The organism is Saccharothrix deserti (assembly GCF_009769385.1).
Lineage (GTDB): Bacteria > Actinomycetota > Actinomycetes > Mycobacteriales > Pseudonocardiaceae > Actinosynnema > Actinosynnema deserti.
Map to the genome: position 1 here is coordinate 60,846 of NZ_VKAB01000001.1, position 19,852 is coordinate 80,697.

General features: G+C 71.5%; 17 protein-coding genes. 6 read left to right on the top strand and 11 right to left on the bottom strand.

The window, feature by feature from the left end; translation table 11 throughout:
• Nucleotides 1-5: 5 nt before the first annotated feature.
• The 5 genes from FM051_RS11715 to FM051_RS11735 all read right to left on the bottom strand — a co-directional run bounded on the left by FM051_RS11715 (nucleotide 6) and on the right by FM051_RS11735 (nucleotide 5,695).
• Nucleotides 6-194 carry a hypothetical protein gene (locus FM051_RS11715; RefSeq protein ID WP_158842951.1) on the bottom strand — a complete coding sequence of 63 codons (189 nt, stop codon included), beginning with the start codon at nucleotides 192-194 and terminating at the stop codon, nucleotides 6-8.
• A gap of 208 nt (nucleotides 195-402) precedes the next feature.
• Nucleotides 403-3,255: an AfsR/SARP family transcriptional regulator gene (locus FM051_RS11720; protein ID WP_158842952.1), complete on the bottom strand. Its 2,853-nt coding sequence runs from the start codon at nucleotides 3,253-3,255 to the stop codon at nucleotides 403-405.
• A 517-nt stretch (nucleotides 3,256-3,772) separates the two neighbouring features.
• Entirely contained in the window at nucleotides 3,773-4,429 is a 657-nt protein-coding gene (locus FM051_RS11725; protein ID WP_158842953.1) for a DedA family protein, read from the bottom strand.
• Nucleotides 4,430-4,636: 207 nt separating this feature from the next.
• The gene (locus FM051_RS11730) at nucleotides 4,637-4,828 is read right to left on the bottom strand and encodes a DUF397 domain-containing protein (protein ID WP_158842954.1); all 192 of its coding nucleotides are present in this window, start codon (nucleotides 4,826-4,828) and stop codon (nucleotides 4,637-4,639) included.
• An 18-nt stretch (nucleotides 4,829-4,846) separates the two neighbouring features.
• Entirely contained in the window at nucleotides 4,847-5,695 is an 849-nt protein-coding gene (locus FM051_RS11735; protein WP_158842955.1) for a helix-turn-helix domain-containing protein, read from the bottom strand.
• A gap of 168 nt (nucleotides 5,696-5,863) precedes the next feature.
• On the opposite strand from FM051_RS11735, the gene FM051_RS11740 reads away from it, so the two are divergent.
• A complete protein-coding gene (locus FM051_RS11740) occupies nucleotides 5,864-6,187 on the top strand; it encodes a hypothetical protein (RefSeq protein WP_158842956.1) in 324 nt (107 codons plus the stop codon).
• A 308-nt stretch (nucleotides 6,188-6,495) separates the two neighbouring features.
• Here FM051_RS11740 and FM051_RS11745 read toward each other — a convergent pair whose 3' ends face one another.
• The 3 genes from FM051_RS11745 to gndA all read right to left on the bottom strand — a co-directional run bounded on the left by FM051_RS11745 (nucleotide 6,496) and on the right by gndA (nucleotide 11,159).
• Entirely contained in the window at nucleotides 6,496-8,706 is a 2,211-nt protein-coding gene (locus tag FM051_RS11745; RefSeq protein ID WP_158842957.1) for a SulP family inorganic anion transporter, read from the bottom strand.
• Nucleotides 8,707-9,077: 371 nt separating this feature from the next.
• Entirely contained in the window at nucleotides 9,078-9,695 is a 618-nt protein-coding gene (locus FM051_RS11750; RefSeq protein ID WP_158842958.1) for a rhomboid-like protein, read from the bottom strand.
• A 24-nt stretch (nucleotides 9,696-9,719) separates the two neighbouring features.
• Entirely contained in the window at nucleotides 9,720-11,159 is a 1,440-nt protein-coding gene (gndA, locus tag FM051_RS11755) for an NADP-dependent phosphogluconate dehydrogenase (protein ID WP_158842959.1), read from the bottom strand.
• 123 nt (nucleotides 11,160-11,282) lie between these two features.
• On the opposite strand from gndA, the gene FM051_RS11760 reads away from it, so the two are divergent.
• Together FM051_RS11760 and FM051_RS11765 are read left to right on the top strand one after the other, a co-directional pair.
• Entirely contained in the window at nucleotides 11,283-12,290 is a 1,008-nt protein-coding gene (locus FM051_RS11760; protein WP_158842960.1) for a LacI family DNA-binding transcriptional regulator, read from the top strand.
• A gap of 376 nt (nucleotides 12,291-12,666) precedes the next feature.
• On the top strand, nucleotides 12,667-14,046 hold the full coding sequence (locus tag FM051_RS11765; RefSeq protein WP_158842961.1) for a pyridoxal phosphate-dependent decarboxylase family protein: 1,380 nt from the start codon (nucleotides 12,667-12,669) through the stop codon (nucleotides 14,044-14,046).
• A gap of 31 nt (nucleotides 14,047-14,077) precedes the next feature.
• Here FM051_RS11765 and tesB read toward each other — a convergent pair whose 3' ends face one another.
• Both tesB and pyk read right to left on the bottom strand, forming a co-directional pair.
• A complete protein-coding gene (tesB, locus tag FM051_RS11770; RefSeq protein WP_162470699.1) occupies nucleotides 14,078-15,010 on the bottom strand; it encodes an acyl-CoA thioesterase II in 933 nt (310 codons plus the stop codon).
• 8 nt (nucleotides 15,011-15,018) lie between these two features.
• Complete coding sequence (gene pyk, locus FM051_RS11775) at nucleotides 15,019-16,443, bottom strand: pyruvate kinase (protein WP_158842962.1); 1,425 nt, start codon at nucleotides 16,441-16,443, stop codon at nucleotides 15,019-15,021.
• Nucleotides 16,444-16,525: 82 nt separating this feature from the next.
• Here pyk and FM051_RS11780 point away from each other — a divergent pair, with 82 nt between their 5' ends.
• Both FM051_RS11780 and FM051_RS53980 read left to right on the top strand, forming a co-directional pair.
• Nucleotides 16,526-16,876 (top strand): VanZ family protein, encoded by a 351-nt coding sequence (locus tag FM051_RS11780; protein WP_158842963.1) that lies wholly within the window; start codon nucleotides 16,526-16,528, stop codon nucleotides 16,874-16,876.
• Between the two features lie 85 nt (nucleotides 16,877-16,961).
• Nucleotides 16,962-17,153, top strand: coding sequence for a hypothetical protein (locus FM051_RS53980; protein ID WP_420803594.1), 192 nt, complete (start codon nucleotides 16,962-16,964; stop codon nucleotides 17,151-17,153).
• On the opposite strand, the gene FM051_RS11785 is transcribed toward FM051_RS53980, so the two are convergent.
• Nucleotides 17,131-17,784, bottom strand: a complete 654-nt coding sequence (locus FM051_RS11785) for a DUF2461 domain-containing protein (protein ID WP_158843457.1) — start codon at nucleotides 17,782-17,784, stop codon at nucleotides 17,131-17,133. The two genes, FM051_RS53980 and FM051_RS11785, sit on opposite strands and share 23 nt — an antisense overlap.
• 94 nt (nucleotides 17,785-17,878) lie before the next feature.
• On the opposite strand from FM051_RS11785, the gene FM051_RS11790 reads away from it, so the two are divergent.
• Nucleotides 17,879-19,828, top strand: a complete 1,950-nt coding sequence (locus FM051_RS11790) for a helicase-associated domain-containing protein (RefSeq protein WP_158842964.1) — start codon at nucleotides 17,879-17,881, stop codon at nucleotides 19,826-19,828.
• Nucleotides 19,829-19,852: the final 24 nt, after the last annotated feature.

Sequence of the window (19,852 nt, forward strand, 5' to 3'; positions counted from 1 at the left end):
ACACCTCAGGCGGCGTCGCGGAGACCATATGCTCCCTTGGGCACGTCCGGGCCGGGGCGGTGACCCAGCCGCCGCCACCACGACGGCCTGGCCGGGGCGGACACCCGGCCGACGCGGTACTGCGTCGCGTCCGCGCGCAGCGCGGCCTGCCGGTAGTCGATCTCCGCCTTCAGGGCTTCGGGCGTCCATTCCATGACTTGCTCCTCGTGTCGTTCGCTTCTCTCTGGTGACACGAAGATTCGTCCTGAGGCGCTGAGGCGGGCATCGGTCGTTCACGTGGCTTGCGGCGCCGGTCCCCTTACCGGCCGCCGTAAGGGATGGCGGACGGGGGGTAAGGGATCCCTCAGGTGTGCATAAGAGGACGTGGAACGGCCTGAGTGGAGCGTCCACACAGGGGTGGTGTCAGACGGTCGTCGTCGCGCGGGCGCGGGCCAGGCGTTCCCGCACCTGGTCCGCCTCCGGCGCGTTCAGCTCGGTGAACAGCGCCAACGCCCGCTGCCAGTGCGCCACCGCGCCGGCCATGCCCTGCCGGTCGAACACCGTGGCCAGCCGGTCGTGCGCCACCGCCTGGTGGTACGGGCTCGCCGCGGCCGAGGCGACCGACAACGCCGTGCGCGCCGACGTCACGGCCTCCGCCTCCTCGCCCGACTCCAGCAGCACCATCGCGAGGTCGGTGTGGCAGGTCGACTCGCCGCACTGCTCGCCGACCTCCCGGTACATGGTCACCGCCGCCCGCAGCCACGACTTGGCGTCGTCGTACCGCCGCGACGACAGGTGCAGCAACCCGAGGTTGTGGTGGGCGTTCGCCTCGGCCCACCGCGCCCCGGCCGCCCGGCTGACCTCCAGCGCCTCCCGGTACAGCGCCTCCGCCTCGTCGGCCCGACCGAGGAACGCCAGCATGTCCGCGACCGTCGTCAGCGCTCTGGCCTGCGCGTTCAGGTCACCCGACGCGCGTGCCACCTCCAACGCCTGCCGGTGCCGGGCCAGCGACTCGTCCATCCGCTGGAACTGGGCCAGCGCGATGCCCAGGTTGAACAGCATCACGAACTTCGCCTCGGGATCGCCCAGCGTCATGGCCGCCTCCAGCGCGGCCTCGGTCGTCCGCAGCCACGTCGTCCGGTCCGCCCGCATCCAGAGGAACCGCGACAGCGTGTACGGCAGCTGCCAGGCGTGCACCAGCCGTTGCGGGTCGGCGCCCTGGGCGGCGGCCAACTCGGCGGCGGCGATGATGTTGCCCTGCTCGGCGTCCAGCCAGGCGATCGCGTCGGCCGAACCGGACAGCTTCGGCACCTCGACCGGCACGTGCTCGGGCGCCACCCGCACGCTGCCGCGCCCCACCGGCAGCCTTCCGTCGGCCAGGTCCGCGCAGTGCAGGTAGTAGTCGAGCATCCGGCTGGTCGCCTCGTGCCGCAGCTCCGGCGGCAGCTCGGCGGCCAACGTCCGCATGTAGACCCGCACCAGGTCGTGCGCCCCGTACCGGCCGGGCTCGTTGACCGACAGCAGGTTCGCCGCCGTCAACGCGTCCAGCGCGCGCTGCGCCTCGCCGACCCGCACCCGTGCCATCGCGGCCACCACGAACGCCGTCACGTCCGGGCCGGGGTGCAGGCCAAGCAACGCCAGCAGCCGCGCGGGCAGCGGCGACAGCGCCCGGCGTGAGGCGTCCAGCGCGGCACGCACCGTCGAGTCCTCGTCCTCCAGGCCCAGCGCCGCCAGCCGGCCGTGCTCGTCGTCCAGCTCGGCCACCAGTTCCGCCACCCGCAACGTCGGCGCGACCGCCAGCCGGGCCGCCGCGATCCGCAGCGCCAGCGGCAGCCCGTCGCACAGCACGGCCAGCCGGCGCAGCGCGGCGGCCTCCGTCCCGTCCCGCCCGGCGACCCGGCCCACCACGGCCACCGACGCGTCGAGGTCCAGCATGTCCAGCTCGACCAGCCGCGCCTCGGCGTGCGCGACCAGGCCCACCAACCGCCGGCGGGACGTCACCACGACGCACGACGGCGGGCCGGGCAGCAGCGGCAGCAGTTCGGTCGAGCCGCGGGCGTTGTCCAGCATCACGACCATGCGCCGGTCCGCGATGAGGGTCCGGAACAGCGCCGAGCGCTCCTCCACGGTCACCGGGATGTCCGGTGACGGCACGCCCAGCGCGCGCAGGAACCGGCTCAGCACCTCGCCCGCGCCCAGCGGCTCCTGGTTCGGGTCGTAGCCGTGCAGGTCGACGTACATCTGGCCGTCCGGGAAGTCCTCCCGCACGCGTTGCGCCCAGTGCAGGGCCAGCGCGGTCTTGCCGACACCGGCGGGGCCGGTGACGACGAGGACCAGCCCGCCCTCCGGGTACGCGGCCAGCAGGCCGTCCAGCCGCTTCAGCTCCTCGTCGCGCCCTATCAGGGACGCCGAGGCGCGCGGCAGCTGCGCGGGTGTGATGGCGGGTGACGTGTCCCCGGCCGTGCGCAGCGCCATCGGCCGGGTGGGCCGTTCGGGCTCGGGGTTCTCCCCCGCCAGCACGGCCTGCTGGAGTTTGCGCAGCTCCGGGCCGGGCTCGACGCCCAGCTCCTCGATCAGCACCCGGCGTGCCTCGCGGTAGACGCCCAACGCCTCGGCCTGCCGTCCCGCCTGGCACAGCGCGCGCATCAGCAGGCCGTGGCCGCGTTCGCGCAAGGGCTGTTCGCCGACCAGCGTGGTCAGGGACGGCACCAGCTCGGCGCCGCGTCCGATCAGCAGCAGCAGCTCGGCGCGTTCCTCCAGCACCGCGAGCCTGCGTTCGACCAGCCGGCCGCGCTCGACCTCGGCGAACAGGCCCGAGACACCGCCCAGCGGTTCACCGCGCCACAGGCCGAGGGCCTCGTCCAGGGTCGCCGCCGCCGCTTCCAGGTCACCGGTCGACCGCAGCCGGGCCGCGGTCGCCACGCCGCGTTCGAACACGTCCAGGTCGACCGCGCTCGGGTCGACGCGCAGCAGGTAGCCGTCGCCGACGGAGGTCAGCAGCTCGGCCGGGGCACGCCGGGCGCGCCGGGGCTCCAGCGAGCGACGCAGGCCGGCCACGTAGGTCTGCACGAGGTTGACCGCGCTGCTGGGCGTGTTGTCGCCCCACACCGCCTCGATGATCTGGTCACGGCTGACCGGCGTGTTGCGGGCCAGCAGCAGCACCGCCAGCACGGCACGCTGCTTGGCGGCGCCGAGGTCGACCTCCCCGCCGCCGCGCACCGCCCGGAGAAGGCCGAGCACCTCGAACCGCAAGCGCTCCCCGCCGCCGTCTTCCACCGACCGATCCTTCGCCGAAAGGTTGAACCCACGAAGGAGCCTAGGAGATCACTTCAGTCCGGCTCCAGTCGTCCTGTAGCCGCATTCTTACGCTAAGCGTGTCCGATCAACCACACAGGGCGAACCCCGGTGAGGCAGGTTGGACCAGACAGCGGAACATCCGCTGCTCTCCCTGAACGACGAGGGCAGGCCGGCGTGCAAGGGGCATCCAGCCCGCGGCGGCGGAACGCCGGCCCGCCCTCGTCCCCTTCTCCACCGGAGAGGGCCATCCGGTAGGGGATGGCCCACCTCCATTGCCCTCCCCCAGTGGAAGGGGCCGTGACCGGGATCCGAACCCCCGGTCACGGCCCCTTCGACCCATGTCCGCAGGGCGTTCCGAACGTAGAACTCGCAGCTCCCGAACGTTCGACTCTCGGTACCTGAACGTTCGACTCTCGCGTGAGTCGAACGTTCGGGTACCGCGAGTCGAACGCTCGGGTAGGGCGGGTTCAACGCTCGGGACGCGCGAGCCGGGCGGTCAGGCGACCTCTTCGAGCTCGCTCGGCTCGACCGCCTTGGTGTCCTTGGCGCCCTTGCGCCGGCGGCGGAGCGCCACGATGACGCCGATCACGATCGCGACGGCCATCAGGACCCACATCACACCGTTGAACACGGACTCGATGTACTTCGCCGACGCGCCGGCGGCCGAGCCGATGCCGATGTGCAACGCCGACCAGCTCACCGCACCCGCGATCGACGCGGGCAGGAACCGGCGGTACTCCAGCTTCGAGGCGCCCGCCGACGCCGGCACCAGGGTCCGCACCACCGGCATGAACCGGGCGAAGAACACCGCCCACGCGCCACGCCTGCGCAGCAGCGCGCCCGCCTTGTCCCAGTGCTCCTGGCCGAGCTTGCGCACCACCTTGCTGTCACGCAGCCGGTCGCCGTACTTGCGGCCCAGGAAGTAGCCGATGCTGTCGCCCGCCACCGCGCACACCGACACGACCAGCCACATCACCAGGAACCGGGGCACGGTGGTGACCGTGGTGGCGGCCAGCAGCAGCGCGCTCTCCCCCGGTGCGATGAAGCCCACGCCCAGCGTGCACTCCGCCAACGTCAACGCGCCCGTCACCGCGAGCACGGCGGGTTGGGGCAGACCGGCGAGCCCTTCCAGGGCGTCGGTCAGCAAGGCCATGGTTCATCCCCCTGTGGATCATGATGAGCACCGGAGTGCAGGCTAAGGGGAGTCCACCGCAACCACGCCGCCGGCACATCGGACCGGAGGCTGACGGGGTACCAGACCTTGGTCGTACGGGTAGGGGGTTACAAGTCAGGGGCGCGCCCCTGAGGCACGCCCCTGACCGTGGAAGATCGCCGGTGTCACCGGCAGTCCGACACCGCTTTATCGCGAGTCGAGTGCGCCGTTCTTCGCGGTTCCGACGAATCGGGCCCACTGCGTGAAACCGAAGTCCAACTCACCGCCGGTCCGGTTCTTCGAATCCCGCACACCGGCCCCGATGGGGTCGAGCGCGATTTCCACGCACTCCGGACCGCCCGCGGACGACCACGTGCTCTTGCGCCACTCCCGTTTCATGGCAGTTCACCTCGATTTTCAAGCCAGCTCGCGCGCCACCCGCCCGATCAGCGCGAACGACGCGGCCGGGTCGAGCGCTTCCGCGCAGAGCCGCGCGAACATGTCGGAATACCTGGCGACGTCCGACGACTGCTCCAAATAGACGTCGCTTCTCGTGCTTTCGATGTATACCACGTCCGGATCCAGCTGCTCCGGAAACGTCAGGATCACGAACGGGCCATCCATCGCAGCGTGACCGCCGGCCTCGAAAGAGGCCACCTGGAGAGTGACATTCGGCAGCTTTTCGACTTCGTGGAGTCGCCACAGCTGCTCCGCCATCACCTCCCGGCCTCCGATCAACCGACGCAGGGCGGCTTCGTCGACGACCACGTGCAGCCGCAGCGGTTCGTCGTCCACCAGTAACGCCTGGCGCGCCTTGCGCAGCTCGACCCGCCGGTCCACCTCGGCCGGCGCCGCGTCGGGCAGCACGTCGCGGATCAACGCCCTGGTGTACGCCTCGCACTGGAGCAGGCCCGGCACCATGAGCCCCTGGTAGGTGCGCACCGACTCGGCATCGGCCTCGAACCCGACGTAACGGCCGGGCGCGATGTCCCCGAACTCGTCCCACCACGCCTTGCGCCGCGCCTCACGGGCCAGCTGCACGAGTTCGTCCAGCGTCGCCCGGTCCGCGCCGTACGCGGCGAGCATGTCCCGGACGTCACGCGGCGTCACGCCGACCCGTCCCGTTTCGATCCGGCTGATCTTGGACGCCGAGCACTCCAGCCGCTCGCCGACCTCCTCGATGGTGAGATCGGCCGCTTCCCGCAGCCTGCGCAGCTCGCTGACCAGCCGGCGCTTGCGCAGCGTCGGGCTGCTGCCCCGTGACATCCGCACACCTCCCATCGGCGACGCCATCACCCGGCGCACGGCCCAGTCTGTGGCCGACCACTGAAGGAGCAAAGGGACGTCATCCATTCGTGTAGTGCAACTTGCAGACGGCCGGTCGCGGTCGCAGGCTGCGTCCAGCACCACCCAACCCGGGAAGGAGCGCCGAAGGTGTCCGTGACCGTCTTCAGCCAGCTCGACAGGTCCCTGCACGAGCACCTGACCACGCTGGTCCGCCTGGCGTCGACCGGTGACGACGAGACGGCGGTCGAACTGGCCCGCTGCGAGCTGCCCCGCGTGGTCGCCGCGGTCAAGGCGCTGCTGGACGAGCACACCCCGGACGAACACGGCCGCTGCCCGACGTGCCGCACCCGCTGGTGGAGCCGCCGCCTGCCCGCGCCGTGCCGGGCGTACCTGGGCGCGCAACTGTGCCTGACCGTGGTCGGCGACGACCCCTCCGGCCAACACCGCAAGCACCTGCGCAACGTCGGTTAGTCCCCCGGACGAGCGGGGCGCCGCCCCCGCTCCCGGTCGGGCGACGCGCCTCCCCCTGAGAAAAGCCCCCACCAGCGCCGCCCGACCCGATCCGAGCCCGAAGCGGAACCGACCCCGTTCCCCCGACCGGGGCCGGTTCCGAGACCGAGGGCTCGGTGTTTGATGGCCGCCGCTCCGCGGACGGCGGCTCGGTCGCCGGGAAGTCGGTCGCTCGCGCCTGATTTCCCGGCGATCGAAAAGCGTGATCGCCGGGAAATGAGTCACGAACGACCGACGCGACCTCGCGGGGTGGTCCCGTTTGGATCGGCTTACACGCGTACCACCGGCTCCAGGCTGTCGCGTTCCGGGTCTACCAGGTAGACGCGGGCCGCCGAGATGTCGAAGTACATGCCGACCAGGCGCAGGGACCGCGTCGCCACGGCCTCGCGCACGCTCGGGTACGTCATGAGGTTGTCCAGTTGCTGGGCGACGTTCGCCACCGCGAGCCGCTCCACCACGGGCAGGTCCGATTCGCTCGCGTGGAACCGGATGAGGCTCGGCTCGACCGCCTTCAGCCACGCGTGCAGGCGGGAGCCCGGCCGGGTGGAGCCGTGCACCACCGCCTTCATCGCGCCGCAGTCCGAGTGGCCGCACACCGCGATCGTGTCGACCGCCAGCACCTCCACCGCGTACTCGATCGCCGCACCGACGGAGTCGTCGCCGTCCAGCGGCACGAGGTTGCCGATGTTGCGCACGCAGAACAGGTCGCCCGGTCCGCTGGTGGTGATGAGGTTGGGTACCACGCGGGAGTCGGCACACGTGATGAACAGCTGCCGCGGGCGTTGGCCTCGCGCGGCCAGCTCGGCCAGGAACGGGCGGACCAACGGCGCGGTGGTGCGCTCGAACTCGCGCATGCCGCGGATCATCGGGTCGGCGTCGGCGCGCTGCCTGGGCACGGCGACGGCCCGGTGGTGGCGCTGCCAGTGCGACCACGGCGCGAACCACCTCGGCAGCGGCGACAGCGGGGTCTTGCGCAGCGCCGGGATGCCCTTGGTCGCCTTGCTGAACCAGGTGTCGTGCACCTCGTCCACCTCGACGTGGCCGCCCAGCCGCTCGTAGCCGACGCGCCAGTCGTCGATCGCCTCGTACGCGCCGTGGTCGAGGAAGTCGATGTGCAGCTCCAGCACCACGCGCTGCCCCAACGGGATGGCGCGCAGCCCGCGCACCAGCCGTCCGACGCCGAGGAACACCAGCGAGCCGCGGATCACCACGCGCCAGCCGTCCGGCTCCTGTTCGATGCGCACCGAGCTGCGGGTCAACCGGTGCAGCGACCGCAGCGCCGCCGCCGCGACACCCAGCAGCACGCCTTCCACCAGGCCGAGGGCCACGACGCCGATCGCGGTGACCGCGTACGCGGAGAACTCGCCGTGCCGCCACAACGCGCGCATCCGGCGCACGCTCACCAGCCGCGCGCCGACCACCAGCAGCACACCGGCCAACGCGGCCAACGGGATCAGCTCCAGCACCGACCCGAGCGCGAGCACGAACACCGCGATCCACAGGCCGTGCAGCACGGTGGACGCGCGGGTGCGGGCGCCGGCCGCGACGTTGGTCGAGCTGCGCACGATCACCCCGGTCACCGGCAGGCCGCCCAGCGCGCCCGCGACCGCGTTGGCGGCACCCTGGGCGATCAGCTCCCGGTCGAGGTCCGCGCGCGGCCCGTCGTGCAGCTTGTCCACCGCGACGGCGGACAGCAGCGACTCGACGCTCGCCACCACGGCCACGGTCAGCACCGCGAACACCACGCCGCCGAAGCTGCCGGACGGCATCTGCGGCAGCACGACCTGGCCGAGCGGGTCGTCGGGCAGGTCGACCCTGGCCACGTCGGACCCGGACGTGGCCACCGTCGCCACCAGCACCGCGACCAGCGGCGCGGGCACGAACGCGGCGCGCGGCACCCGTGGCCAGAGCACCAGCGCCAGCACCGTGAGCACGCCGACCAGCAGCGCGGACCACCGCACGTCGGTGGTGAACAGCTTGGCGAGGTTGTCGAACACGGAGGTGGCCGCCGTGCCGCCGAGCACGACGGCGAGCTGCCCGACCGCGATGCTCAGGCCGATGCCGGCGAGCATCCCGTGCACCACGGCGGGCGACAGGGACAGCGCGATCCGGCCGAGCTTGCTCAGGCCGAACACGATCTGCACCGCGCCGGCGGCGAGGGTGATGGCCGCCGTGGCGGCCCAGCCGTACTCGGTGATCACCGCCGCGGTGATCACCACCATACCCGCCGCCGGTCCGCTGACCTGCAGTGGCGCGCCGCTCAGCGCGCCCGCGACGACACCGCCGACGACGGCGGAGATCAGCCCGGCCATCAGCGGCGCGCCGGTCGCGACGGCGATGCCGAGCGACAGCGGCACGGCGATCAGGAACACCACGACCGAGGCGGGCAGGTCGTGGCGGAGCACGGCGGCGAGACCGCCCGGTGGGCCCGCGGTGGTGTGCTCGCCGGCGTGGGACTTGTTGGGGCGCGGCCGATTCATGGTCGGTCCTTTCGGGCGGGTTCGAGCGGTTCGAACGGGTTCGGGCAGCAACGGGTCATCGCCCCACGCGGGTGCGCGGGGTGTCGTCGTTCGGGGGGAGGGGTGCCTACGGCAGGGCTAAGGGCGGCAGGAAGCGCGGCCAGAAGGCTTCGAGTCGGAACTCGGCCCCGGCGCGGTGGTGAGGGGTCGCCACGGTGGCACCTCCGTGTCGGCACAGGGGAACGTGTCGGCACAGCCCGCGTCGCACAGGTCGCGTCCACACCATGATGACGAGGATGTGGCCGATCTGACAGGGATTCCACCCGGTCGTGTTGATCACCAAGGGGGTCGTCACCCCTGGTAACGGCCGGGTGAGCCTTACCGGGCGGGCGTCAGCGGCCGACCGCCGCGTAGGCGCGGCTCACCGCGAACCCGCCGCCGCACAGTCCGAAGAGGACGGCCGCGACGTGGCCCACGGCGGCGAACTCCGGCACCGCGCCGAACCACTCGGCGCTCATCAACGGGTAGGCCACGAGGAGCGCCAGCCACGGCGCGCGCAGCACCGCGGGCGCCAACACGGTGATCGCGCCGGCCGCGGTGAACGCCACGTAGCCGGCGCCGACGTCGATCACGTCGGTCAGGTCGAACGGGTAAACACCCGAAGAGATGACAAGAGCCGTCACGAGCGTCGCGCCGACGTGGCCGAACAGAGCCACCGCCACCGCGCGCCACGGCCCGACCTCGCGTTCCAGCACACCCAGGCAGACCGCCACCACGACCAGGGCGAGACCGGTGGTCACCAGGCCGTCGCCGACGGGGTCGAGGACGAACGCGCTGCCCAGCAACGCGTTGACCGGGTGGTCGGCGAGGTTGTCGGCGTTCGTGCTCAGCGATTCCCGGACCTGCGCCGACATCCCGTCGGCGAAGACGAACCGCATCAACAGCGCGAGCCCCGCCACGGCCGACAGGTAGCCGGCCGTGACGGGGTTCCGGTGGAAACGATCACGCACCCGGTCATGATCGGGGCAGTGACCTCAGGCGTCCACTTGAGACCTGTCACCCGACCAGAGGGTGTGGAAGCTGCCCTCGCGGTCGGTGCGGCGGTAGGTGTGCGCGCCGAAGAAGTCGCGCAGCCCCTGGATGAGGGACGCGGGCAGGCGCTCGGACCGCAGCCCGTCGTAGTACGCCAGCGCGGACACGAAACCGGGCGCGGGCACGCCCGCGGACACCGCCTTCACCACGACCCGCCGCCACGCCGCCTCGGCCGACTGCACGGCGTCGCGGAAGTAGTCGTCCACGAGCAGGGACGCCAGCTCCGGCTCCTTGTCGTACGCCTCGCGGATGCGGTCGAGGAACCGGGCCCGGATGATGCAGCCGCCGCGCCAGATGGTGGCCATCGCACCCAGCTCCAGGTCCCAGCCGTACTCGGCGCCGGCGGCCCGCATCTGGTCGAAGCCCTGCGCGTACGCCACGACCTTGGACGCGTACAGCGCCTGCCGCACGTCCTCGACCAGCGACGGGTCCTGCCCGCCCGCCACCTCGGCGGGACCGAACGCGGACCGCACCGCCGACCGCTGCCCCGCCCGCCCGGACAGGGACCGCGCGAACACCGCCTCCGCGATGCCCGTCACCGGCACGCCCAGCTCCAGCGCCTCCTGCACGGTCCAGCGGCCGGTGCCCTTCTGCTCGGCCTCGTCCGCGATCACGTCGACCAGCGCGGCGCCGGTCTCCGCGTCCACGTGGCCGAGCACCTCGGCGGTGATCTCCACCAGGTACGACTCCAGGTCGCCGGTGTTCCAGCCGCGGAACACCTCGGCGATCTCGGCGGGCGACATGCCGCCCACCCGGTGCAGCAGGTCGTAGGCCTCGGCGATGAGCTGCATGTCGGCGTACTCGATGCCGTTGTGCACCATCTTCACGAAGTGCCCGGCGCCGTCCGGCCCGACGTGCACGCAACACGGCACGCCGTCGACCTTGGCCGCGATGTCCTCGAGCACCGGGCCGAGGTGCACGTAGGACTCCTTCGGCCCGCCCGGCATGATCGACGGGCCGTTCAGCGCGCCTTCCTCGCCGCCGGAGATGCCCGCGCCGACGAAGAGCAGCCCGGCTTCCTTCAACGCGGCCTCGCGGCGGCGGGTGTCGGCGTAGTGCGCGTTGCCGCCGTCGATCACCATGTCGCCGGGCTCCAGCAGGGGCACCAGCTCGTCGATGACGGCGTCGGTCGGTCCGCCCGCCTTGACCATGATGATGATCTGGCGCGGTGTCTGGAGGCTCGCGACGAGCTCTTCCAGCGTCTCGGCGGGCACGAAGTCGCCTTCGTGGCCGTGTTCGGAGATCAGCGCCTTGGTGCGGGCGTGGCTGCGGTTGTGCACGGCGACGCGGTAGCCGTGTCGGGCGAGGTTGCGCGCCAGGTTGCTGCCCATGACGGCGAGCCCGGTGACGGCGATCCGCGCGGGTGCCTCGGAGGTGGTCATCTGCACAGCCTGCCTAATTCCGCGCCCGCGCGCACCTGTGCGAAACCCCTGAATGCACGGAGCGTCAAGCCGGTCCGACGCCCTGTAACATTGTGAAACGCTGCTGGAACGGGGGGCACGCGGATGGCCAGGGTGACGGTGCGGGATTTGGCGCGGGCGACCGGCCTGTCCATCGCCACCGTCTCACGGGTGCTCAACGGCCAGGCGAACGTCTCCGAGCACACCCGTGAACTGGTGCTCAAGGCCGTCGCCGGGTTGGGCGCGGAGGCGCCGAGACCACGTGGCGCGAAGCCGATCGGCCCGATCTGCGTGCGCTGCCCGTACCTGCTCACCGACTACTTCGGGCTGATCGTCTCCAGCGTCGCCGAGACGTTGGCCCTGCACCACCGGCAGGTCGTGCTGAGCGCGGGCACGTCGGCCCGGCACGCGTCCGTGCTGCCGGGCCTGGCGGGCCGGTCGGACGTGGGCGGCGCGATCCTGATCCTGCCGCCGGAGCCGACCGAGGAACTGGTCCGGCTGCGGGACCGCGGGTTCCCGTTCGTGGTGGTCGACCCGCGCACCGAGCTGCCGCGTGACGTGGCGTCGGTGTCCGCGGCGCACTTCGCCGGCGCGCGCCGGCTGATGTCCCACCTGGTGGAGTCGGGGCACCGGCGGATCGGGATCATCGGCGGGCCGAGCGACTGGCTGGCCAGCGACGGGCGGCTCGCCGGGTACGCGGCGGCGTTGTCGGACGTCGGCGTGCTGCCGTCGGCGGAGCTGCTGCGGCACGTGGACGAGCCGACCACGGAGAACGGCTACCTCGTCGCCCGCCGCCTGCTCGACCTGGCGGACCGGCCCACCGCGCTGGTCGCGTTCAACGACAAGATGGCGGTCGGCGCGTTGCGCGCGGCCCGGGAACGGGGCCTCGACGTGCCGCGTGACCTGTCGGTGGCGGGTTTCGACGATCTCGACCTCAGCCGGGCGACGCGGCCGGAACTGACCACCGTGCGGCAGCCGTTGCAGGAGATGGGCCGGATGGCCGTGACCCTGCTGATGCGGCTGCTGGACCGGCACGAGCTGGAGGCGCTGCACGTGGAGCTGGCCACGGAACTGGTGGTCAGGGCGTCCACCGGGCCTGTGCCGCAGCTCTGACGCACCGCTGTTCCAGCACTTTTCACGGCATTTACCGGTCTGAAGGCGCAGCCTTGACACGGTTTGGGCGCCCTTGTTTCCTTTTCAGTGCGGACAATTTTCAGAGTTGTTCCACTTTGTTACACGCCGCCGATGCCTCCTGTCCACAACGTCGTGAAAGGAGTCCGCGGTGCCCTCACCCCACCGTCGGGCTTTCATCAGCGCGGGCGTAGCCGTGATCACATTCGCCGCCGTCACCGGTACCCGAGCGTTGAATTCGGGGTACCTGAACGTTCGACTCTCGGCACGCGAACGTAGGACTCTCGCGTGTGTCCTACGTTCGCGACGCGAGAGTCCTACGTTCGGAACCGCTGGTGGCGCGTCTAGATTGCTGCGCATGACCCCTGACGAGTTCCGCCGGATCGGCCACGAGGTGATCGACTGGATCGCCGACTACCGCGAACGCGTCGCGGACTTCCCGGTGAAGTCGCAGGTAGAACCCGGCTGGGTGCGGGACCGACTGGCCGCGTTGCCGGAGCGGGGCGAGGGCTTCGACGGCCTGCTCGCGGACCTGGACCGGATCGTGCTGCCCGGCACCACGCACTGGCAGCACCCCGGTTTCTACGGGTACTTCCCGTCCAACGCGTCCCTGCCGTCGGTGCTGGGCGACCTGCTGTCGTCGGGCCTGGGCGTGCAGGGCATGTTGTGGTCCACCTCGCCCGCCGCCACCGAGGTGGAGCAGCACCTGATGGACGAACTCGTCGGGGCGATGGGCCTGCCGGAGCGGTTCCTCGGCGGCGGTGTCATCCAGGACACCGCGTCGTCGGCGGCGCTGGTCGCGCTCCTCGCCGCCCTGCACCGAAAGTCCGGCGGCAAGTGGCGGCAGTCCGGTGTGGACGGTTCGGAGACGGTGTACGTGTCGTCGCAGACGCATTCGTCGATCGAACGCGCCGCCCGCATAGCCGGGCTCGGCGAGCAGGCCGTGCGGTCGATCGCCGTCGACGACGTCCTGGCCATGCGCGTGGACGACCTGGCGGAGCGGATCAGGTCCGATGTGGAGGGCTGCCGCAAGCCGGTCCTGGTGTGCGCCACGATCGGCACCACGGGCACGGGCGCGGTGGACCCGGTGCGCGAGATCGCCGCGTTGTGCGGGGAACACGGGATCTGGCTGCACGTGGACGCCGCGTGGGCCGGGCCGGCGGCCCTGTGCCCGGAATTCCGGGACCTGTTCGACGGCGTCGACCGCGCCGACTCGTTCACCGTGAACGCGCACAAGTGGATGCTGACGGCGTTCGACCTGTCACTGTTCTGGACCGCGCACCCGGACGTGCTGGTGGACGCCCTCGCGATCCTGCCGGAATACCTCCGCAACCCCGCGACGGAATCGGGGGCGGTGGTCGACTACCGCGACTGGCAGATCCCGCTGGGCCGCCGGTTCCGGGCGTTGAAGCTGTGGTCGGTGCTGCGCTGGTACGGCCTGGAGGGCGTGCGGGACCACGTGCGCGGCCACGTGGAGCTGGCGGCGCTGCTGGAATCGTGGATCGCCGCGGACGAGAACTGGGAACTCGTCACCCCGCGCTCCCTTTCGCTGCTCACCATCGCCCACAAGAACGGCGACGAGACCACGAAAGCCGCAATGGACCGCGTCAACGCGTCCGGCGACGCGTTCATCACCCACACCACCGTCAACGGCCGGTTCGCCGTCCGCGTCGCCATCGGCGCGGAATCGACCAGGGAACACCACGTCCGGGCATTGTGGGACGCGCTGAGCGCTTAGCGGCTGAGCAGCGCGCGTCGAGGGAGGTTCATCACATCACCCGAAGCAGGCCCTCTTGCACCACGGTAGCCACCAACTGGCCGTCGTGGCTGTAGAAACGGCCGGTGGCGAGGCCGCGCGCTCCCGACGCCGACGGGGAGGCGCAGTCGTACAGGAACCACTCGTCGGCGCGGAAGCGGCGGTGGAACCACATGGCGTGGTCGAGGCTCGCGCCCAGGACCTTGTCGGTGCCCCAGTACACGCCGTGGCGGACCAGGATCGAGTCGAGCAGGGTCAAGTCGGACGCGTACGCCAGCACGCAGACGTGCAGCATGTCGTCGTCCGGCAGCTTGCCGTCGGCCCGCATCCACACCTGGCTGCGCGCCTCGCCCGGCCCGTCGTCGCGGGCCCGCCACGGCGGCTCGGTCACGTACCGGATGTCGATCGGGCGCGGCAGGCGGGCCATGCCGACCTTCTCCCGGTACCCGGCCGCCGATTCGGCGTACGTGGGCAGCGAGGTCGGCGACGGCACGGCGGGCATCGGCTCCTGGTGGTCCATCCCCGGCTCGTCCACCTGGAACGACGCCGACAAAGCGAAGATCGCCTTGCCGTGCTGGATGGCGACCACGCGCCGGGTGGTGAACGACCGACCGTCCCGGATGCGGTCCACCTCGTACACGATCGGGACCGTCGGATCACCGCCGCGGATGAAGTACGAGTGCAGCGAGTGCACCCGGCGTTCCGGCGGGACGGTGCGGCCGGCCGCGACGAGGGCCTGACCGGCGACCTGCCCGCCGAACACCCGCACGGGCGATTCGGCGGGCGACACCCCGCGGAAGATGTTCTCCTCGATGCGCTCCAGGTCGAGCAGAGCGACGAGACGATCGAGAACGGGCTGCCCGTGCGGTACGCCGTCGGCGTCCAGTGGAACGTCTGGAACTCCCGAGAACTCGGCGGATGCCGCGGCGCGGGCAGCCTCGGTCACGTCATCTCCTAAGCGTGGTCGTCCTCCCCCAGGCGGTGCACCCGGATGAGGTTCGTCGAGCCGATGGTGCCAGGCGGCGAGCCTGCCACGACCACGACGAGGTCGCCCGGCTGGTACCGGCCGATGTCGATCATCGACAGGTCCACCTGGCGGACCATCTCGTCCGTCGAGTCCACCTTAGGCACGAGGAACGTCTCGGTGCCCCAGGTGAGAGAAAGCTGACTGCGCACGCTCTGCTCCGGCGTGAACGCCAGCAGCGGCAGCGGCGTGTGCAGGCGGGCGAGCCGCCGCACCGTGTCACCGGACTGGGTGAACGCGACCAGCGCCTTCGCGTTCAGCCGCTCGCCGATGTCACGCGCCGCGTACGAGATCACGCCGCGCTTGGTGCGCGGGACGTGCGTCAGCGGCGGGACCACGGTGGACTCGGTCTCCACGGCCTCGATGATGCGGCCCATGGTCTTGACCGACTCGATGGCGTACCGGCCGACCGACGTCTCACCGGACAGCATCAGCGCGTCCGCGCCGTCGAGCACCGCGTTGGCGACGTCCGACGTCTCGGCGCGGGTCGGCCGGGAGTTGGTGATCATCGAGTCGAGCATCTGGGTGGCCACGATGACCGGCTTGGCGTTCTCCCGGGCGATCTGGATCGCCCGCTTCTGCACCAGCGGCACGTGCTCCAGCGGCAGCTCCACGCCCAGGTCACCGCGGGCGACCATGACGCCGTCGAAGGCGAGCACGATCGCTTCGAGGTTGTCCACCGCCTCCGGCTTCTCGACCTTGGCGATCACCGGCTTGCGGCCGTGGCCCACGCGGTCCATCACCTGGTGGACCAGGTCGATGTCCGCGGGCGAGCGCACGAACGACAGGGCGATGAAGTCCACGCCCAGGTTGAGGGCGAACTCCAGGTCCTCGATGTCCTTCTCGGACAGCGCGGGCACGGACACGTCCATGCCGGGCAGCGAGAGGCCCTTGTTGTTGCTGACGGGGCCGCCCTCGGTGACCTCGCAGACCACGTCCGGCCCGTCGACCTCGGTGACGGTCAGGCCGACCTTGCCGTCGTCCACCAGCAGCCGGTCGCCGACCTTGGCGTCCTGCGCCAGCTGCTTGTAGGTGGTGGAGACCCGGTCGTGGGTGCCCTCGACGTCCTCGACGGTCACCCGGACGATGTCACCGGTGCGCCACTCGACGGGGCCGTGGGCGAACCGGCCGAGCCGGATCTTGGGGCCCTGGAGGTCGGCCAGGATGCCGACCGCGCGCCCGGAGGCGTCGGCGGCCGATCGGACGAGGTCGTAGACCTGCTTGTGGTCGGCATGGCTGCCGTGGCTGAAGTTCATCCGGGCCACGTCCATGCCGGCCGCTACCAGCTCGTTGACCTTGTCCTCGGTCGCGGTGGCAGGACCTAGCGTACAGACGATCTTCGCGCGTCGACTCACGTTTCAGTAGCGTAGTCGCTGTCACTGGACCGATCAGGATGTACCGGGGGGTAACGTCCCCGAAACAGGCAGAATCTGCCCTGTGGGCGTCAGAATCCTTCCGTTCGTGGTCGCGGCGTTGCTCAGCGTCATCGTGCTGTTCACCCCGCAGTCAGGTGTGCCCACCGCGCCACCGGGCACCGACAAGGTGGTGCACTTCCTGCTGTTCGCGCTGCTCATGGCCACCGGGCGGTACGCGCGGCTGCCGCTCACACCGCTGCTCGCCGGTCTGATCTGTTACGCCGCGGTCTCGGAAGTGTTGCAGTGGCTCATCACCCCGCTGAGGCGCGGCGGCGACGTGCTGGACGGCCTGGTCGACGTGGCCGGGATCGGTCTCGGCTACCTCGTCACACGCTCGGTCACACGCTCGGTCACACGCTCGGTCACACGCTAGGTCACACGCTAGGTCACACGCTAGGTGGCACGCTCGCGCCGCCGAAATTGTCGGACCCCTCTGGGAGAATAAAATCAGGGGTCCCCTGGCGGGCGACGCCTGCGAAGCCGTCGGCGTCAACAGTCGGCGGTCAGCCGTCAGGTCAGCGGTCAGCGGTCAGCGGTCAGCGGTCAGCGGTCAGCGGTCAGCGGTCAGCGGTCAGCGGTCAGCGGTCAGCGGTCAGCGGTCAGCGGTCAGCGGTCAGCGGTCAGCGGTCAGCGGAAGCCGACCTCGGTGAGCCCGACGTGGTCGGCGCACCAGTCGACGAACGGCGTCACCTCGCGCCACGCGTCGCGGACCCGGTCCAGGCACTCCGGCTCGTGCAGCACGTCGTCCGGCGGCCACACCTTCGCCACGTAGAGGCGCTTGTGCTTGAGCAGCTCGATCCGCGGGTGGTCCGGGTCGAGGCCGCGCGGCGCCCGCTTGAGCTTGTCGCCGTGCAGCTCCCAGCCGGTCTTGGCGAGCTTCGCGAGCAGCTTCTCCAGGGCCCGGCCGCGCACGTCGTCGGCGACCGACTCGCGGTAGCGGGCGAGCTGGTCGGACGCCATGGCGAACGTCCCGCCTGCCACGAACACGCCCTCGGTGCCGATCTGGACGTAGTGCGCGCCGCCGCCGCGGCCCAGCTCGACCACGCCGCCGCAGTGGTTCTTGTAAGGGGTTTTGTCCTTGCTGAACCGCACGTCGCGATAGGGTCGGAACACCTTTCCCTTGCCGAACTCGGGTTCCAGCGCGGCCAGCAGCGCCTCCATGGGGGCGCGCACGTCGCGCTGGTAGACGTGCTTGTTGTCCTCCCAGTACGCCTTGGAGTTGTCGACCTCCAGCCCGTCGTAGAAGTCGATGGCGTGTTCGCCGAAGCCGCTGAATTCCACGGCGCACAGCTTACGTTCGTCCATTCGTCGGCTCATTCGGACGCTCTATCGCTGTGCATGACCGAGTTGTCGCGTTCTGTGCATAATCGGCCGGGTGGGTAGGAAATCGGCGCTGGCCGGCTGGTTGCGGGGGCTCGACGCACAGGAGATCCGGGGCATCCTGGCGCTGCGCAAGGACGCCGCCGACCGCCGTCCCCACTCCTTACCGGCGCTGGCGGACGAGTTGACCACGACGGCGTCGGTGCGGGCGGCCGTTGACGGTCTGGACCAGGCCTGCCGGGACGTGCTGGACACCGCGGTGCGGCTGGGTGACGCGGCCGGAGTCGACGCGTTGGCGGAACGGTTGCGGTGCAACGGGAAGGCGTCGCGGGCGGAGCTGAAGCGGACGTTGGGTCAGTTGCGCGCGCGGGCGCTGCTGTGGCCGGCGGGTGACCGGTTGATCAGCTCGCCCGGTCTGCGGCTGTTGGAGGACGAGCCGCCGCGCCGCATCACGCCCGCGCCGCGTGCGCCCCGCGTCGGCGTTCGGAACCGGGGTTCCGCCGACCGGGCCGCGACCGCGGCCGCGACGTCCACTGTGGATGGTGTGACGCGGCTGGTCGAGCTGTGCGACGTGGAGCTGGTGGCGTGCCGTACCGGGGTGGGGTTGCGGGAGCTGCGGCGGGTCGCGGGTGTGCTGTGCGCGGACGAGGCGTTGGCGCGGCTGTGGGTGGAGCTGGCCGTGGAGGCGCGGTTGCTCGCGGTGGACGACGGCAGGCTGGTGCCGACCAGCCGGTCGGACGGGTGGCGTGCCGAGCCGCCGGCGGACCGGCTGGCCGCGTTGGCCGACGCGTGGCCGCGGATGACGTGGACGCCGGGCAGGCAGCGGTCGGCGGCCGAGGCCTCGGCGGACGCGGGCGACCGGACCAGGCGGGGCGTGCTGGAGCAGTACGCGCGACTGGGTGAGGACGAGGCGTACGAGCACCGGGACGAGGTGGTGGCGGATCTGGTGTGGACGCGGCCCGCCGTGCACGGCCGGGCGGCGACCGAGGCGGCGTTGGTGGAGGCCGAGTCGGTGGGTCTGGTGGCATCGGGCGCGGCCACCGCGTTGGGTCGGGCGGTGTTGGCTGGTGAGGCGGGCTCGGTTGCCGACCGGTTCGTGCCGCCGGCCGCGACCACGGCCCACCTGCGGCCTGATCTGACCGCCGTGGTGGCCGGGTTGCCGTGCCGGGAGCTGAGCGCGGTGCTCGACCTCGCGGCCGACGGTTCGGCGGGCGGGTGGCGGTTCAGCGGGGCGAGCGTGCGGCGGGCGTTGGACGCGGGGCACGAGCCGGACGCGTTGCTGGCGCGGTTGGCGTCGGTGGCTTCGCACGGCGTGCCCGCGACGTTGGAGCGGCTGGTGCGGGAGGTGGCGCGGCAGCACGGGCGGATCACCGTGACGCCGGTGGCGTGCTGCGTGCGGGCGGAGGACCCGGTGCTGTTGCGCGAGATCGCCGGGCACCGGTCGTTGGCGCAGCTGTCGTTGCAGCCGTTGGGGCCGACGGTCCTGGCGTCCGCGAAGCCCGCGCCGGAGACGTTGGCGCTGCTGCGGGCGGCCGGTTACGCGCCGACGACGTCGACCGCGGAGGGGATGCCGGTGGTGGAGCGGGTGCCCCGGCGCCGGGTCGAGCCGCCCGCGGTCGTGCGCGGGACGACGGGCGGGTGGCGGCGGCCGTTGACCGGGGAGGAGTTGACGAAGCTGGCGTTGGCGCTGGTGGAGCGGGAGCGGCCGAGGCCGAAGGTCGTGCTGTCACCGGTGGAGTCGCGGCGGATGGGGACGGTGCGGCTGCTGCGGGACCAGTCGCTGGTGCTGCGCGATTCGGAGGTGGCGCTGCTGGCGGAGGCGTTGGTGACGCGGACGTCGGTGGAGATCGCCGTGGCGAACGGCCCGAGGAGCACCGTGAAGCACGTGATCACCCCCGTCGACCACGCCGCGGGCAACCTGAAAGCCAACTGCGCCCCGCGCGGCGAACACCGCGAGTTCCTGGTCGGCCACATCCGTTCGGTCCGTGCGGTGACCAGCGTTTAGCCGCATTGGCGTGTGCGGGGTGGC